The following is a 16,462-nucleotide window of genomic DNA, read 5'->3' on the forward strand; positions in this document are numbered from 1 at the left end:
AATGAAAAAGGGGAGCCCATGGCTCCCCTTTTTCATGCGCGGTCGAAGCCGTGTCAGCCCACCGCCTCCAATACCATGGCCGCGGTTGCGGTGTTGGAAATCGGTATGTGGTAATTCGTGTGCAGCCGCTTGACCTTGGGCGCTGCCGTGGTCAGTGCACCGCGCATGGCCAGCCACTGAAGCAGTTCAACCCCTTGCGTGCCCGCTTTCTCCACGATCTCGTGGATACTGAACTGCGTGGCCCATTCGGGGTTGCTTTCCAGGCTGTCGATGAATTGCAGGTCAAAGGCCTTGTTGATGAATCCCGCGCGCTCGCCGTCGAGCTGGTGACTGAGCCCGCCCGATGCCACCACCGCCACCTTCCTGTCGCTCGCCCAACTGCCGATCGCCGCTCCCACTGCCTTGCCCATGGCGTACACGCGGCTGGCTTTGGGCAAAGGGAACTGCACCGTGTTGATGCACACCGGCACGATCGTCACCGGGCATTCGCCCTCGGGCCAGAAAAGTTTGAGGGGCAGCGTGCAGGCATGGTCCACCAGCATCTCCTGACAGCTCACGATGTCGAACGCCTGGTCGACCAGCGTGTTGATGATGTGCCACGACAGGTCCACCTCGCCCTTGAACGGCGGCAGTGTGGGAATGCCCCAGCCTTCGTCGGCGTTGTTGTACACCGGCGCCGCGCCCACGGCAAAAGTAGGCATTTTGTCGAGGAAAAAGTTCAGGCCGTGGTCGTTGTAAAACATCACGACCACGTCCGGTTTTTCCTTGGCCAGCCATTCTCGAATAGGCGGAAACCCGTCAAAAAAGGGTTTCCAGTAGGGGTCGTTTTGAAGTCCCTTGTGAATCGCACCGCCGATGGCGGGAATGTGAGAGGTGCCGAGGCCACCGATGAGTTGTGCCATGAGAGATTTCCTTTGAAACGGTGTGTCCGTGACGCGGCCAAGCAGCGACGTGGATCGAGCTGGGCTTGCGCCACCCGGCGCACCCGCAGAACCGGCTCTGCCGGGCCGCAAGGTGCGTCCCCCTCCGGGGGAAAACGCGAAGCGGCGCAGGGGGAGCGAGTTACTGCCCTGCCGCCACGAGCTTGGCCTTGAAAGCCTCCTTGCTCATGCCCGTCTGCTGGGCGCCGATGTCTTGCATGTCGAGATGAAAGATGCCGGCGAACTTCGCCAGGTAGTAGGCGTTGCCGCCCGCGGCGATCAGTTGCAGGACGTTGCGCGCCCTGATCGCGGCGGCCTGCGATTCGTTCAGGCCATAGCGCTGCATATAGCCTTCTTCATCGGCCACGAAAGCCTCGCGGTTGGCCGCATCGTTGAAGGAAAAGCACATCTTGTTGAGGGCATAGCCTTTCCTGGCCTGTTCGCCGTCAAAGGGGGTCGTGCCCGGGATTTTGGGCAAAGTCGGGGACATAGGCATCTCCTGTTTGATGTCGATCAAACTGCAGTATTGCCTCGGCATTGCAAAAGATAAACAGATGTTTAATCATCAAACACATGAACGAATTCGATTGGTCAGACCTGGATGCCCGGTTGCTGCGCTTGCTGGTCGCAGTGGTAGAGACCGGCAGCATCACACGAGCAGCCCACAACCTGGGTGTGGCGCAGTCCGCCGTCAGCCACCAGCTCACCAAGCTGCGGGTCATCACCGGCGATCTGCTGTTCGTGAAAAGCGGGCGCGGCATTGTGGCCACAGCCCACGCGGAATTGCTGGCCGGCCAGGCCCGCGAACTGCTGCGCCAACTGCAAGGCTTCGCCCACGCCGGCGCTTTCGACCCCGCCACATGGCGCACCCGCTACACCATCGCCGCCAACGATTTCCAGCGCGATGCATTGCTGCCCGCGCTGGCGACCTGCCTGAGAGAACAGGCGCCCGGCGTGGCACTGCGCATCATTCCCTCGGGCGTGCCCACGCTGGAGATGTTGCGCGATGGCGCTTGCGATCTCGCCATCAGCCCGCGCCCGCCGGACGGCACCGACATCCTGCAAAAGCGGCTGTTTGAGGACCAGTACCGGGTGTATTTCGACCCCGCCATGCGCGCGGCGCCGCGCAGCCTTTCCGAGTACCTGGCCGCCGACCACATCACCGTCCTGTACGAACCCCGACGCCAGCTCGATGTCGACCGGCAACTCGCTGACCAGGGCGTGGACCGGCGCTTCAGCATCACCGTGCCCGGCTTCAGCGGCCTGCCCGCCTTCCTCACCGGCAGCACCCTGCTCGCCACCGCGCCCGCCCTGCTCGCCGGCGGCCTGATGCGCGGCTTCGCCAGCGCCAGAGTCCCGGTCAAAAACTGCCCCAGGCTGCCCATGTACCTGATCTGGCATGCACGCACGCAGCAAGATGCCGCCCACCGCTGGATGCGCCAGCAAATCGAAGCCGTGGTGCCGCCGCTGTTGAAGGTCGCCACGACAGCCTGAGCCCCACCTGTCGGCCCCGGACGCGACAGCATTTTGGCGCCGCTTGCCCAACAATGGCGCAACCATTCGAGGAACGCCATTCATGTCCGCAGCCCAGATTCCCTTTGCAGCCCCATTCAGCCCTGCCATGCCGGTGCGCACACCCGAAGACGTGCGCGCGCTGGAACTCACACCGCTGGCCGAGGCCGTCACCCCGCGCAGCACCTACGAGCTGGTCCGCAATTCGGCCCATGCCTTCGGCCACAAAACCGCCTTCACCTTCCTGCCCACCGCCGAGCCCGGCGGCCCGGCCATTCGGTGGTCCTTCAACGCCCTGCTCGCCGGCGTGCACCAGACCGCCAACGCCCTGCACCGCCTGGGCATCCAGCCCGGCGACGCGATTGCGATCTTGCTGCCGGGGTGCCTGGAATACCACCTCGCCCTGTGGGGCGGCAGCGCCGCCGGCATCGTGCAACCGCTCAACCCCTTGCTGAGCGACGAAAAGCTGGCCTCCCTCATGAACGCCGCGCAAGCCAAGGTGCTGATCGCCTGGGGCGATGAAGCCGCGGCGGGCGAAGCCGGCTTGTGGGCCAAGGCGCTGCGCGTGCGCACCGCCGTGCCCTCGCTGCGCACCTTGCTACGCGTGGCGCCTTACGGCGAGTCCGAAACACCTGCCCTGCCCGACAACGCGGCCGACTTCGCCGCCCTGCGCGCAGCAGAGCCCGACGACCAACTCCTCAGCGGACGCGACATCGCCGCCACCGACATCGCCGCCTATTTCCACACCGGCGGCACCACCGGCGCCCCCAAACTCGCCCGCCACAGCCACGGCGCCCAGGTCTTCACCGCCTGGGCCTGCGTGCAACTGCAAGGCGCACGCGCTGAAGATGTGGGCATCAACGGCTATCCGCTGTTCCATGTGGCTGGCGTGCTGCCGGGCTCGCTCACGTCGATCAGCGTCGGCGCCGAAACCGTGATTCCGACAACCGCGCTGTTCCGCAACAAAGACGTCATCGCCAACTACTGGAAGCTCGTGGCCGAGCACAAAGTGACCGTGCTTTCAGGCGTGCCGACCGTGCTGGCCGCGCTGGTCAACGTGCCCGTGGGCGACGCGGACATTTCAAGCCTGCGCTACGGCCGCACCGGCGCCGCGCCCATGCCCGCCGAACTCGCTGCCCGACTCAAGAAACTCACCGGCGTGCAGGTGCACGAAAGCCTGGGCATGACCGAAATGGCCGGCATCACCACCATCACGCCCCCCGGCATGAGCGCGCCGCCCGGCTGCGTCGGCATCCGCCTGCCCTACACCCAATGGCGCGTTGTCGCGCTCGACGAACAAGGCGGCTCGAGCGACACCGAGATGCCAACCGGCCAACAAGGCATGGTGCAATTCAAAAGCCCCAACCTGTTCTCCGGCTTCCTCGATGAAGCCGACAACGCCAAAGCCTTCACGCCCGACGGCTGGCTGGCCACCGGCGACCTCGGTTTCATCGACGACCAGGAGCGCCTGCACCTGAGCGGCCGCTCCAAAGACCTGATCATCCGCAGCGGCCACAACATCGACCCCAAAGTCATCGAAGACGCCCTCGCCGCCCACCCCGCCGTGCACCTCTGCGCGGCCGTTGGCGCGCCCGACGCCTACGCCGGCGAACTGCCCGTGGTCTTCGCCACCCTCATCCCCGGCACCACCGCCACCGAAGAAGAACTGCTCGCCTTCGTCTGCGCCGGCGTCGACGAACCGCCCGCCCGACCCAAGCGGCTGACGATTCTGGAGACCATGCCCATGACCAACGTGGGCAAGATCTACAAGCCGGATTTGCGGGTTTTGGCGGCGCAGGCGGTCAACGCGCCTGCGTAAGAACGCCTGAGGGCCCGGACGGCGTCAAGCTCAGTCCACCAACGCCCCCAGCGCATCCACGCCCACCGGCGACGCGGCCAGCCAGGGCAGCACAAACGTGCGCTGCGCCAGCCCGTTGGCGATGCGCTCGGTTTGCTGGATTTCGCCGGCCAGCCGCGCCTGCAGCAACGGGTCGCTGGTGCCGGTGGCGGCGATGCTCTTGTTGATGACCCAGGCCCAGGGTTCGATTTGGGCGCGGCGCAGATCGTCTTGCAGGGCGGCTGCCTGGCTGACCGGGGTGACTTCGGGCAGGGTGACGATGACCACGCGGGTCAGCGAAGCGTCTTGCAGGCGCATGAGCGGCGTAATGATGTGCAGCGCGCCGGGCTTGGCTTCGTTGCCTTCGTATTGCTGAACCATCTGGCGGTGGTAGGCGCCCGTGGCGTCCATGAGCAGCAGGCTGTGGCCGGTGGGCGCGGTGTCGAGCACGACGAAGTTGGTGCGCGCTTCGTTGACGACGCGGCTGAAGGCGTGGAACACGGCGACCTCTTCGGTGCAGGGCGATTGAAGGTCTTCGAGCAGCAGGGCCTTGCCTTCGTCGTCGAGCGCCTTGCCGCGGGTGCCCATGATCTTGGCGATGTAGGCCTCGGTTTCGGCCTTGGGGTCGATGCGCCCGACCTTGAGACCTTCGAGGCTGCCGTTCAGCGCATCGGCCACGTGGGCAGCCGGGTCGGTGGTGGTGAGGTGCACACTGTGGCCGCGCTGCACCAGGCCCACGGCGAGCGCGGCGGCGATGGTGGTTTTGCCCACACCGCCTTTGCCCATGACCATGATCAGGCCGTGGCCCACGGCGGCGAGTTCGTCGGCCATGCGGCTCAGGGGTTCTGCGGGCAACTCCGAACTATTCGCCACTCGCCCCTCAACGGATGACGGGTGAACACCTGCGGGCGCAGAGGCGCCCAGCAACGCGCGCAGCGCCGGCAGGCCCACCGTGTCAAAAGCGCGCAGCGGCACCTCGTCTCGCGGCAAGCTGGCCAGGCTGTCGGGCATGCTGGCCATAGCTTCGCGACCGAGTGCTTCGATGGCGTTGGCGATGGGGTCGGCCGCATGGCTGGCGTGGAACACGCCGTTGATGGCCAGACGCTGATTGGCCAAGCCCAGGCTGCGCAACTCTTCGGCGGTGCGTCCGGCTTCCTGCATGGGGCGCGGGTCGGGCCGGGTGACGAGGATCACGGTGGTGAGCGCGGGGTTGCTCAGGGCCTGCAGGGCGGCGTTGAAGCGGGCCTCCTGCATCTTCAAGCCCGAGTGCGGGCCGAGGCAGGAGGCGCCACGGTCGTTGCCGGCGAGAAAGCCGGTCCAGGCCTTGGGCAGGCTCAGGAGGCGCAGGGTGTGGCCCGTGGGCGCGGTGTCGAACACGATGTGCTCAAAATCGCCGTCGATGCCCTCGCCCGCCAGCAGCGCGGCGAATTCGTCGAAGGCGGCGATCTCGGTGGTGCACGCGCCCGAGAGCTGCTCACGCACGGTCTCGCGCTCCTCAAGGCTGGCGTTGGTTTCAAGCTGCGCGAGCACCCGCTGCCGATAAGCCTCGGCGGCCGTATCAGGATCGATGTTGAGCATGTGCAAGCCGGCCACGCCGGGCACGGCCACCGGCCGGTTCGACAGCGCCACGCCCAGCATCTCGTCGAGGTTCGAGGCCGCGTCGGTGCTCACCAGCAAGACGCGTTTTCCCGCATCGGCCAGCGCAATGGCGGTAGCGGTCGACAGCGAGGTCTTGCCCACGCCGCCTTTGCCGGTGAAAAAGAGAAAGCGGGTGGGAGCGGCAACAAAGCCGGGCAATACGAGGGTATTCATGCTCCGCAGCATGGCAGATGGCAAGGCCACTGGCCATGATCCGCGTCAATGCGCGGGCAGATTCACCACCACCGACAGGCCTGGCTTTGCATTGCGAATCGAACAGGTTCCACCATGCGCATGGGCGACCAGCTTGCACAGGTAAAGCCCCAGGCCCACGCCACCGGCACTGCGCGTTCGAGCCGTATCCGGGCGAAAAAAGGGTTCAGCCATTCTGGAGAGCTGGTCTTCGGGCACCCCGGGTCCAGAATCGCGCACTTCAATTTCAACCCCACCGTGTTCCAGCGAACGCAGGTGCACCTCGGGCGGCTGCGCTGCATCGGCGCTGTGGCGCAAGGCGTTGTCGAGCAGGTTGCGCACCAGCAGGCGCACACGGGTGGCATCGATATGGGCTGATGGCAAATCATCAGGGGCCACCACAACGATGCCAGCCGCCGCAGGGTGCCGAACCTGCAGATCCTGCTTTACACCGAACACCAGCGCCGCCAGATCAACCGTTTCGCGGTTCAACGCCGCGTGCTGGGTGGCCAGGCGCTCGCTTTCCAGCAGGTCGCTGATCAGGCTCGCCATTTCCTGCAAGTCGCGCATCAAGGCGTCCCGCTGCGGGTTCACTTCAGGCGTTTCAGGCAGCAGTTCGGTGTTGAGCCGCGCCCTTGTCAGAGGGCTGCGCAGCTCGTGACTGATGGCGAGCAGCAAGCCGCGCTTGGCATCGAGCATTTGGCGAATGTCTTGCCCCATGGTGTTCATCACACCGGCCAGTTGGCCAAGTTCATCGGCCCGCACCTTGCAGTTCAACTCGATGGGTTCGCTGAAGTTGCCAGCGCCAAACCGCTTCGCGCCGGCGCCAATGGCATCCAGCGGCCGCAACAGGCGGCGCACATACAGCCAGGCCAGCATGGTCAAAAGCAGCAAGGCGCCAATGGCCACACCAAAGCTGCGCGACTTGCGTTGAAAACTCGCCTCATCGATGCCAAAAACGATGGTGTGGCCATCGGCAGTGGTGCGCTTCAGGATGTTTTGCCAGTCCTGGCCGCCGCCCCAGTCACCCGACTCGGGGTCTGCCTGCCGACCACCCCATCGATCACGCATCCAATAAGGAATCGACTGCCCGGGATGGGATTCCCATTGCACCAGGGGTCCCTGGATATAGACCGTGAGAGGCAGCTTGCGCGTCAACGCTTGCGCCAAGGCAACCTGGGGCGTTGAACCGCCACCGGTCACATCGTTTTCCAGATGGTCCACATAGTCCATCAACAAAGGCCTAGCGGCCTCTTTCCAGCCCAGGGTGAACGCCCTTTGCGCGCCGACGACGAAAACGCCCGTCATGGCGACGGCCAGCAGCAAAAAAACCAGCACCAGGCGCAGCTTGATGGAATGCGCCACCGCATGCACACAGCGTTTGGCCCAAGGTTCCTTCTTCGCTGGCGAGACAACCTTGTTCATCTTCGCCTTCATGGCGCGGCGCGGCGCAAGGCCAACGAATAGCCCGCGTTGCGCAGCGTCTTGATGCAATCCAGCGGTTCCAGCTTCTTGCGCAACCGGCTGACCACAATATCGACCGCCCGCGTATAAAGATCGGCCTCATGGCCACGCAGCTGGTTCAAAATGTCGTCTCGGCTGTGCACCTTGCCAGGCTCGCGCGCGAGCATGAGCAAGAGTTCAAATTCGGTACCCGTGAGATCCACGACCTCGCCTTCGCGCTGCACTTCCCGACGATCGGCATCGATGGTCAGCCCTTCAAAACGCAGGGGTGGCGATGACGAATCGCCCGCCTGGCCAGAGCTGATGGCCAGCGCATGGGCCTTGGACTGGCGGCGCAACACCGTTTGCAACCGGGCCACCAGCTCACGCGGTTCAAAGGGCTTGGGCAGGTAATCATCGGCGCCGAGCTCCAGGCCCACCACGCGGTCCATGACTTCCCCCCGCGCGGTGAGCATGACGATCGGCATATCGCTGGTGCGCCGAATGGTGCGGCACAACTCGAAACCATCCATTTCAGGGAGCATCACATCCAGAATCGCCGCATCAAAGCCGCCGCGGGCGAGCAACGCCAGACCTTCACTGGGCTTGAGCGCGTGGGTGAGCGACAACTCAAAGCGCTGAAAGTAGGTTGTCAGCGGTGGGCCGAGCTGTTCGTCGTCGTCGATGAGCAAAATGCGGTTCATGCGGAATTGTCACACTGTGGTGACTTGCAGTGACTGGTGCTTCAAGATAAAGCGGCGCAGACGGTGCTGCACGGGGGCGCTCAGGCCATCAAACCGATCGGCCAGGGCCAGCATGGCGGGCAACACCGGCAAGGCCTGAACCGGGTCACGGCGCGAGAACCCGGCCCACAGGCCCAGCGCATGCTCGCGGTCGAATCGCGGCCCCCACACCATGGCGAGCAGTTCGGCATGCGGATCATTCAGGCCTTGAAACAGGCCCAGGGCCAGTGCCCGGCACTCTTGCGCGAGCTGATGGACCTGAGCCAGGGTGGACGACATGTTGCGCCCGAACCTTAACCGCGACCCCACCAACCGTGTCCACGCCTCTCCAGCTTTTCGCGCACCTGCTTTTGCTGCTCTGCGTTCAGGCTGTCGTAAAAATCGGCCAAGGCGTTGAGGGTTTGCGGCGCATTGCCTTGGATGGCCTGGGTTTTCTGGTCGAGCAAGGCCTGAGCGCCTGAGCGATCAAACTTGTCTCCAGCAATCAAGGCCTTGAAGTCGCCACGCGGATCAGTGCTTTCACCTCGAAAGGCGGTGCGCGAGGCAATGATCTGATCGGCCAGCAACCCCAGCTTGGTCTTCTGCGCTTCATCGAGTTCCAGTTTGCCGCTGATTTTGTCCACCACCTTGCCCCGTACCTCGCTGACGCGCTCGGCGCTCCAGCCTTCGCCGTGGTGGCCCCGGCCGCCACAGGCGGTCAGGCCGCCCAGCAAGACGGTGGCGCTGGCAAAGCCGATCAGTGATTTTTTGACCCAGGATTTCATGACGGTGCCCCTTTCAGGAAGCTGTTGAACATGACCGCCATGGTGCGCCGGACAGCCCGGTACCGGGTGTCGGCGCGGTGTCGATTCTTTTCGTTTTGTTTCAGCCAGGCCAGCAACCGCAGCGCTCCGCCGGTACGCAACCGAACTCAGGGGCTCACTGCGAGGCTGGCTTCATAGGCCTGATAGCCATCTTCCACCGTGGAGATGATGTTCAACACCTCGAAGTACGGCGCACTGAACAACGGCGAATCGCGCAGCTGCTCCATGAAAAAGCAGTGGTGCCTGGGATCCAGGGTCTCCACCATCATCACATCGCTGCAGGGCGCGGAGAACGCCTCGGCGTCGAAGTAGCGCATCGTCAGCAGCCCGTGGCTGCGGGCCAGCGCCGCACCCAGGTGTTGATCCGCCAGGGCTTTTCGGGCCTCCCGGCTGAGCTGAAGCCAGGCGGGCAAAGCGCGCAGCAAGACGAAGTAGGTGTGGTTCAAAGCCTTGTCTTTCATGGATGGGTTCCCCGGAGTGACGACGTTGGTAGGGCCGGCTCAGCCGCCACGCAAGATGCGGGCAAGCAGGCTGGGCGCCAGGCGTTGCAGCCAGGGAATGCCCTTGGCCTTGCCGACCCAGATATTGTCCCGCCCGGTGCGCAAGCCTTCGATCACCTGCGCGGCCGCTTCGCTCGCCGGCAGCTTGTTGCGGCCCCTGCCCTGGGTCATCGGGGTGTCCACCAGAGGCATGATGGCCTCGACCACCTGCAGCTTGTTGCGCCCCTGCATCTGCAAGCGCAGCGCCTCGGTGAACAGGTGCAGGCCAGCCTTGGTGGCGCTGTACACCGCCGCGCTGGGCTTGGGCGCAAACGCCAGGCCCGAGGTCACGTTGACCACCCAGGCAGCACGCTGCGACCTCAGATGGGGCAGCAAGGCGCGGGTCAGCACCATCGGGGCGGTGAGGTTGAGATCGATCTCGCTGCGGATGCGCTCAGCGGTGCACTCTGCCTGATCGAACAGCACGTTGTGTTGCATGCCCGCGTTGTTGATCAGGCAGGCCAGGTCGGGATAGCGGGAGACAAGGTCGGCGGCGAGCGCCTCCAGCGATGCCAGGTCGGACAGGTCTCCAGGGATGAACTCGATGTGCGGGTGCACCGCCCGCAATGGCGCCAGCGCCTCTGCATTTCGGCCCAGTGCGAGCACCGGCGCGCCCGCTTCGGCCAGTTGGCGGGTGAGGGCCAGACCGATGCCCGAGGTGGCGCCGGTGACCAGCGTTCTGGGCCAGGGAAAAAGCGACGCTGCGCTGTGCTTCAATGAGGAACTGTTCATGAGGCTGAACTGTAGGAAGGCTTTCGCATGCCGTCATTAACCGAAGTTAATCGCCCGCCAGCCGCGTCGGGCGCCTGGCAACGCCTGCTCGAATCCGCGGCGGGTGGCCCGCTCCCCGATTGGGACCAACTGGCGCCACACATTGCGCTCAAGGCGCTGCCCGCTGGCGCGACCGTCTTCGACCAGGGCACCAAGCACCCTTACATCTACGCGGTTCGCGAAGGCCTGATCAAGCTCAGCTACATCGACGACAACGGCGGGGAATGGGTCAAGTCGTTCGCCAGCGAGGGCCGGTTTTTCGCCAGCATCGCAGCCTTGCAGGCCGACGGCCGCACCAGCTTCATGAGCACGGCGATCGAAGCTTCGCAACTCGAACGCCTGCCCTACCGGATCTTGAACGAACTGGCCAGCCGGCACCTTGCCTGGGCCCGCGCGGTGCAGCAGATGACCATGCTGTTTGCGTCCCGCAAAGAAGCGCGCGAGCGCGACCTGCTCACATTGACCCCGGAGGGCCGCTACCGGGCCTTTCTCGCCGACAACCCGGCCATGGAAAAGCGCATTGCCCAGAAAGACCTGGCGCGTTACCTCGGTCTGACCCCGGTGGGCTTGAACCGGATCGTGACGCGGGTCCGGCGTACCTCAGCCCAGCAGGTTTAGGCGCAGATCAGACCGCAAAGGCCTCGGTATCCACCTCGCTGTTGCCCTGGGCGTTGTAGCGGCTGCCCACGACGGTATGCTGGTTGATCAGCGCGTCCAGCCGCGCCATCACATCGGCACTCAGCGCCACATCGGCCGCGCCCAGATCGTCGAGCAGGTGCGCCGCGGTGCGGGTGCCGGGAATGGGCAGGATGTGGTCGCCGCGGTGCAGCAACCAGGCGATGGCGAGTTGCGACGGCGTGCAACCCACTTCATGCGCGATGGCGAAATAGCCGGGCAGCAGCTTGGCGTTGGCGGCGTAATTCTCGGGGCTGAAGCGCGGCATGCTGCGGCGAATGTCTTTGGCGTCGAAGCGGCTGACATCCATCTCACCGCAAAGGAAACCGCGGGCCACCGGGCTGAATGCCACGAAAGCCGTGCCCAGCGCTTTGCAAGCGTCGAGCACCGCAATCTCCGGGTTGCGCGTCCACAGCGAATACTCGGTTTGCACGGCGGCAATCGGGTGCACCGCATGGGCCTTGCGCAGCGTGGTGGCCGACACTTCCGACAAGCCCACCGCCTGAATTTTGCCCGCGCGCACCAGGTCGCTCAGCGCGCCCACACTGTCTTCGATCGGCACCTGCTTGTCCCAGCGGTGCAGGTAATACAGGTCGATCACGTCGGTCTTCAAGCGCTTCAACGCGGCTTCGCAAGTGGCCTTGATGGTCTCGGGCCGTCCGTCGATCACGCGCACCAGCTTGCCGTCACCGGTCACATCCACGCCCTGCATGCCACACTTGCTCGCCAACGTGAATCGGGAGCGGTCAGCGCTGAGGTATTTGCCGACCAGGGTTTCGCTGACGCCAAAGCCGTAGAGCGCGGCGGTGTCGAAATGGGTCACGCCTGCGTCGAGCGCGGCGCGCAGCAAACGCTCGGCTTCGGCCTCGGAGACGGGCGCGCCGTAGGCGTGGCAAATGTTCATGCAGCCCAGGCCGATGGCCGAGACTGGGAAGGTTCCGAGTTGTCTGTTTTGCATGTTCAAGGTACAGGTTGTTGGGCCAGGGTGGGCGGATCGGGCAGTTCGGGCGTGGCCACCGGGCCGGTGCCGCTGAAGCGCTCCAGCGCCAGGAAAATCACCGGCGTGATGAACAGGGTAATGGCCTGCGAAAACAGCAAGCCGCCGACCACCGCAAGGCCCAGCGGCTGGCGCAACTCGGCGCCGGCGCCCAGGCCCATGGCAATCGGCAGCGCGCCCATGAGCGCGGCCAGCGTGGTCATCATGATAGGGCGAAAGCGCAGGATGCAGGCCTCGCGAATCGCCTCGGCTGGCGCGAGGCCCCGGCGGCGCTGCGCGTCCAGCGCGAAGTCGATCATCATGATGGCGTTCTTCTTGACTATGCCGATAAGCAAGACGATACCGATGGTGGCAATCAGCGTCAGGTCCTGACCAAAAAGCATCAAGGTCGCCAGCGCGCCCACGGCCGCCGATGGCAGGCCAGCCAGAATGGTGAGCGGGTGGATGTAGCTTTCGTACAAAACGCCCAGCAACACATAGATCACCAGCAACGCCGCGATGATCAGCCAGGCCTGGCTGGCCTGCGAATCCTTGAACACCGCCGCATCACCGCCAAAGCGGCTGATGATGGACGACGGCAGGCCGATGGCTTTGCTGGCCGCGTCGATGCGTGCAGTGGCCTCGCCCAGCGCTGCGCCTGGCGCGAGGTTGAACGACACGGTTACCGCCTGCAACTGCCCCACGTGGTTGATCGCCGTGGCGCCGACGGTGCGGGTCACCGTGGTGAAGCTGCTCAAGGGCACCAGGGCACCGGTGTTCGAGCGCACGTGGATGCCGCTGAGCGCGCTCTCGTCCTGCTTGGCCTCGGGCGCCACTTCCATGATGACCTGGTAGCTGTCGGTGGGCAGGTAAATGGTCGAGACCTGGCGCGCGCCAAAGGCGTTGTAGAGCGCGGTTCGGATGGCTTCGATGGAGACGCCCAGGGTGTTGGCCGCATCGCGATCGATGTGCACCTGCGCTTGCAGCGCGCTCAATTGCGCGTCGCTGGTCACATCGCGAAACATCGGGTCGTCGCGCAATTGCGCTTGCAATTTGCCCGCCCAGACATCGAGCTCGTCGGCCTTCACGCTTTGCAGGATGTACTGGAACTGCGCCTTGCTGGGGCGCCCGCCGAGTTGCAGGTTTTGCACCGGTCGCATGAAAACACTGATCCCGGCCACGGCGCGAAGCTTCTTGCGCAGACCGTCCACGACCTGCTTCATGGGCATGCGCTCGCCGAGCGGCTTGAGCGTGACAAACATGCGGCCCGAATTCTGCGAGCCACTGCCGCCGTTGAACGAACTCACCGCCAGCACATTGGGATCGTTGCGCACGATCTCCGCGGCCCGCTCCTGCAGGCGAACCATCTCGGGAAACGACGTGTCTTCAGCGGCCTCGGTGGACACCTGAATCTGACCGATGTCTTCTTCAGGAAAGAAACCCTTGGGGATGGCCATGCCCAGCCAGACGGTGGCGCCCAAGGTGGCCGCGGCCACCAGCAACACCGTCCTGCGCCAGGCCAGTGCCAGGTCCAGCACGCGTGTGTAGCCCGCCAGCATGGCGTTGAATCCGGACTCGAAGGCCCTGACCACGCCGCCGGCCGGCTTCTTGTGGCGCTCATCGGTCAGAAAGCGACTGGCCAGCATCGGTACCAGCGTCAGCGATACAAATGCGGACACCGCAATCGACAGCCCCACCACCACCGCAAACTCGTGGAACAGCAGGCCGATCACGCCCGGCATGAAAAAGATCGGGATGAACACCGCGATCAGCGAGGTCGACATGGACACGATGGTGAAACCCACCGCGCGCGAACCCTTGAGCGCGGCCTGAAATGGGTCCTCGCCCTTCTCCACCAGCCGGATGATTTCCTCCAGCACCACGATGGCATCGTCCACCACCAGGCCCACGGCCAGGGTCAGCCCCAGCAGGGAAATGTTGTCCAGGCTGTAGTTCATGCCCCAGAGCAAGGCCAGCGCCCCGACCAGTGACACCGGCAGCGACAGCGCCGGAATCACGGTGGCCACGAAGCGCCGCAGAAACAGAAAGATCACCAGCACCACCAGCGCCACCGTGCCCATCAGCGTCAGCGACACATCGTGCAGCGCCTCGCGCACCGAAGTTGAGCGGTCGTTTACCGGGGTCATCCTGACCGAGTCCGGCATCTGCGCCTGCAAGGCCGGCAGCGCGGCGCGGATCGCGTCGACCACCTTCACCGTATTGGCGCCGGGCTGGCGCTGCACAGCCAGGGTGATGGAGGTCTCGCCGTTCAATGTGGCGAAGCTGTTGGTGTTTTCCAGCCCGTCTTCCACGCTCGCCACATCGCGCAACCGCACCGGGTTGCCGCCGCGGGTGCTGACGATCAGGTCCGCGAACTCGGCCGCCGAGCGCAATTGCTGATTCGCCTGCAGCACCAGGCTTTGGCGCGGACCGTCCAGCGTGCCCAGCGGCGTGTTGACGTTGGCCGCGCGCAACGCGCTGCTGAGCTCGTCGAGCCCAAGGTTGCGGGCCGCGAGCGCCTGCGGATTGACGCGCACGCGCACTGCAAAGCGCTTGGATCCGTAGACGGTGACCTGGGCCACGCCATCGATGGTCGACAGCGTTGGCGAGATCAGGTGTTCGGCGAAGTCGTTGAGGTCAGACAGCGCGATGGAGGGCGAGGTCAGGGCCACCAGCAAGATGGGCGCATCCGCCGGATTCACCTTGCGGTATGACGGCGGGTTGGTCATGTCGCTGGGCAAGCTGCGCTGGGCGCGCAGCAAGGCAGCCTGCACATCCACTGCCGCCGCGTCGATGTCGAGCCCTTCGTTGAACTCCAGCGTCAGCGAGGTGCGGCCCAGGGTGCTGGTGGAACTGATGGTCTTCAGCCCCGGCACGGTCTGGAATTGCTTCTCCAGCGGCAAGGCCACCGAAGTGGCCATGGTTTCCGGGTTGGCGCCGGGCAGGTTGGCCAACACGTTGATGACCGGCGTGTCGTAGCTCGGCAAGGCGGCCACCGGGATGCTCTGGTAGCCAATGATCCCGGCGACCACGATGGCCAGGTTCAGCAACACCGTCATCACCGGACGGCGGATGAAGATTTCTGAGAAGTTCATGGTTTGCCCGCGGCTGCAGCCTCACTGGCCGGTGGTTGGAGCGGCTTGCCCCGCTCCTGGCCTTCTGCGCTGACCGCGCTCTGGGGCTCGCTGGCCCGCTCCACCACCATGCTGCCCGGGCGCACGTTTTGCCGCCCGTCCACGATCACCGCGTCGCCCACGTTGACACCACTCACCGCCGCCTCACCGTCTTGGGCATACAGCGTCTGCACAGCGCGCGCGCTGGCTTTCCCGTCTTCAACCACATAGACCATCGCGCCGCGCGCGGACTGGATGATCGCTGCCTGCGGCACCACCACCGCGCCCTGGATCACACGCACGACTTGCGCCACCTCCACAAAGGCCCCCGGCCACAACTGGCTGTCCTTGTTGTCGAAAACCGCCTTGGCCTTGACGGTGCCCGAGCCCGCGTCCACCAGGCTGTCGACAAACCGCAACCGACCGGTGAAGCGGCCGCCGCCGTCGGCCAGCGTGGCCGAGACCGCGCCGCCGCCGTTGTTCAGGGCCGCCAATCCGTCGGAGAGGTTGCGCTGCGGGAGACTGAAGGCCACATCGATGGGATCGAGCTGGGTCACGGTGACCAGCGTCGTCACATTCGCCTGCACCGCATTGCCCACCGCCACCGGCACCTGACCCACGCGGCCAGTCAGCGGCGCCACGATGCGCGCATTCGACAGCGCCACCCTGACCGCATCGATGGCCGCGCCATCGACGGCCAACGCGGCCTGCAAACCATCGACCAACGCCTGTGCCGAGTCCACCGCACCCTGGGACACAAACTTCTGGTCTAGCAGTTGACTGGCCCGGGCGAGCTGCCGCTGCGCGTCGGCCAGCGCGACCTGGTTTTTGGCCAGTTGGGCGCGCGCTTTGGCGGCATTGGCCTCCTCGGCGCGGGCATCCAGCGTGAACAGCAACTCACCGGCTTTGACGAACTGACCCTCGCGCACATGCACCCGCGTCACCACGCTGGTGACCTGTGCCTTCACGTCCACGCTGCTGGAGGGCACCACTGTGCCGGTGGCTTTGAGCACCACCGGCATGTCGCGCGCCACCGCCAGAGCGCTGGTGATGGTCACAGGGGCAGCCGCGCCGGGCCCGCTGCCCCCACCCGCCGGTTTGGCGCCGGTCTTGGACGCCTCCGGCGCGGCCGACGCCGAAGGCGCATCCGAAGGGCCCCCGCAAGCGCTGAGCGCCAGCGTACAGCAGGCCAGAACGGTGGACAAAATGCGGACGGTTGTGGTCATGGTGTTGTCGATTCGGGTCCAAAAAGCGCTGGCCGGTGAGGGTTCGCTGGCGCGCGAAGCTGACGGATTTTGGC

15 protein-coding genes are annotated in these 16,462 nt (G+C 65.1%); 3 read left to right on the forward strand and 12 right to left on the reverse strand.

What is annotated here, in order from left to right; genetic code table 11:
* Nucleotides 1-53: 53 nt before the first annotated feature.
* Together LPB072_RS15985 and LPB072_RS15990 are read right to left on the reverse strand one after the other, a co-directional pair.
* Nucleotides 54-902: a class III extradiol dioxygenase family protein gene (locus LPB072_RS15985; protein WP_066089309.1), complete on the reverse strand. Its 849-nt coding sequence runs from the start codon at nt 900-902 to the stop codon at nt 54-56.
* 160 nt (nt 903-1,062) lie between these two features.
* Nucleotides 1,063-1,410 (reverse strand): protocatechuate 4,5-dioxygenase subunit alpha, encoded by a 348-nt coding sequence (locus LPB072_RS15990; RefSeq protein ID WP_066089393.1) that lies wholly within the window; start codon nt 1,408-1,410, stop codon nt 1,063-1,065.
* Between the two features lie 83 nt (nt 1,411-1,493).
* Here LPB072_RS15990 and LPB072_RS15995 point away from each other — a divergent pair, with 83 nt between their 5' ends.
* Together LPB072_RS15995 and LPB072_RS16000 are read left to right on the forward strand one after the other, a co-directional pair.
* Nucleotides 1,494-2,414 carry a LysR family transcriptional regulator gene (locus LPB072_RS15995; protein WP_066089307.1) on the forward strand — a complete coding sequence of 307 codons (921 nt, stop codon included), beginning with the start codon at nt 1,494-1,496 and terminating at the stop codon, nt 2,412-2,414.
* An 82-nt stretch (nt 2,415-2,496) separates the two neighbouring features.
* Nucleotides 2,497-4,251, forward strand: coding sequence for an acyl-CoA synthetase (locus tag LPB072_RS16000; RefSeq protein WP_082876860.1), 1,755 nt, complete (start codon nt 2,497-2,499; stop codon nt 4,249-4,251).
* A 30-nt stretch (nt 4,252-4,281) separates the two neighbouring features.
* Here the strand turns inward: LPB072_RS16000 and arsA are convergent, their stop codons facing one another.
* The 7 genes from arsA to LPB072_RS16035 all read right to left on the reverse strand — a co-directional run bounded on the left by arsA (nt 4,282) and on the right by LPB072_RS16035 (nt 10,359).
* Nucleotides 4,282-6,081, reverse strand: coding sequence for an arsenical pump-driving ATPase (arsA, locus tag LPB072_RS16005; RefSeq protein ID WP_096349058.1), 1,800 nt, complete (start codon nt 6,079-6,081; stop codon nt 4,282-4,284).
* 45 nt (nt 6,082-6,126) lie between these two features.
* The gene (locus tag LPB072_RS16010) at nt 6,127-7,524 is read right to left on the reverse strand and encodes a HAMP domain-containing sensor histidine kinase (RefSeq protein WP_096349057.1); all 1,398 of its coding nucleotides are present in this window, start codon (nt 7,522-7,524) and stop codon (nt 6,127-6,129) included.
* Nucleotides 7,525-7,532: 8 nt separating this feature from the next.
* Nucleotides 7,533-8,246: a response regulator transcription factor gene (locus LPB072_RS16015; RefSeq protein ID WP_066089297.1), complete on the reverse strand. Its 714-nt coding sequence runs from the start codon at nt 8,244-8,246 to the stop codon at nt 7,533-7,535.
* A gap of 9 nt (nt 8,247-8,255) precedes the next feature.
* Nucleotides 8,256-8,564 (reverse strand): hypothetical protein, encoded by a 309-nt coding sequence (locus LPB072_RS16020; protein WP_066089293.1) that lies wholly within the window; start codon nt 8,562-8,564, stop codon nt 8,256-8,258.
* 14 nt (nt 8,565-8,578) lie between these two features.
* Nucleotides 8,579-9,049, reverse strand: a complete 471-nt coding sequence (locus LPB072_RS16025) for a Spy/CpxP family protein refolding chaperone (protein ID WP_066089291.1) — start codon at nt 9,047-9,049, stop codon at nt 8,579-8,581.
* 146 nt (nt 9,050-9,195) lie between these two features.
* Nucleotides 9,196-9,549, reverse strand: coding sequence for a darcynin family protein (locus LPB072_RS16030; RefSeq protein WP_066089288.1), 354 nt, complete (start codon nt 9,547-9,549; stop codon nt 9,196-9,198).
* A gap of 39 nt (nt 9,550-9,588) precedes the next feature.
* Complete coding sequence (locus LPB072_RS16035; protein WP_066089285.1) at nt 9,589-10,359, reverse strand: SDR family oxidoreductase; 771 nt, start codon at nt 10,357-10,359, stop codon at nt 9,589-9,591.
* A 27-nt stretch (nt 10,360-10,386) separates the two neighbouring features.
* Here LPB072_RS16035 and LPB072_RS16040 point away from each other — a divergent pair, with 27 nt between their 5' ends.
* On the forward strand, nt 10,387-11,016 hold the full coding sequence (locus LPB072_RS16040; RefSeq protein WP_066089282.1) for a Crp/Fnr family transcriptional regulator: 630 nt from the start codon (nt 10,387-10,389) through the stop codon (nt 11,014-11,016).
* A 7-nt stretch (nt 11,017-11,023) separates the two neighbouring features.
* Here the strand turns inward: LPB072_RS16040 and LPB072_RS16045 are convergent, their stop codons facing one another.
* Genes LPB072_RS16045 through LPB072_RS16055 form a run of 3 tightly spaced genes read right to left on the reverse strand, consistent with a single transcriptional unit; the run spans nt 11,024 to nt 16,388 of the window.
* Nucleotides 11,024-12,031, reverse strand: a complete 1,008-nt coding sequence (locus tag LPB072_RS16045; protein ID WP_066089279.1) for an aldo/keto reductase — start codon at nt 12,029-12,031, stop codon at nt 11,024-11,026.
* Nucleotides 12,032-12,033: 2 nt separating this feature from the next.
* On the reverse strand, nt 12,034-15,144 hold the full coding sequence (locus tag LPB072_RS16050; protein ID WP_066089276.1) for an efflux RND transporter permease subunit: 3,111 nt from the start codon (nt 15,142-15,144) through the stop codon (nt 12,034-12,036).
* Entirely contained in the window at nt 15,141-16,388 is a 1,248-nt protein-coding gene (locus LPB072_RS16055; RefSeq protein ID WP_157559340.1) for an efflux RND transporter periplasmic adaptor subunit, read from the reverse strand. Before LPB072_RS16055 ends, LPB072_RS16050 begins: the two co-directional genes overlap by 4 nt.
* Nucleotides 16,389-16,462 lie beyond the last annotated feature (74 nt).

The sequence above is a fragment of the Hydrogenophaga crassostreae genome (genome assembly GCF_001761385.1).
Lineage (GTDB): Bacteria > Pseudomonadota > Gammaproteobacteria > Burkholderiales > Burkholderiaceae_C > Hydrogenophaga > Hydrogenophaga crassostreae.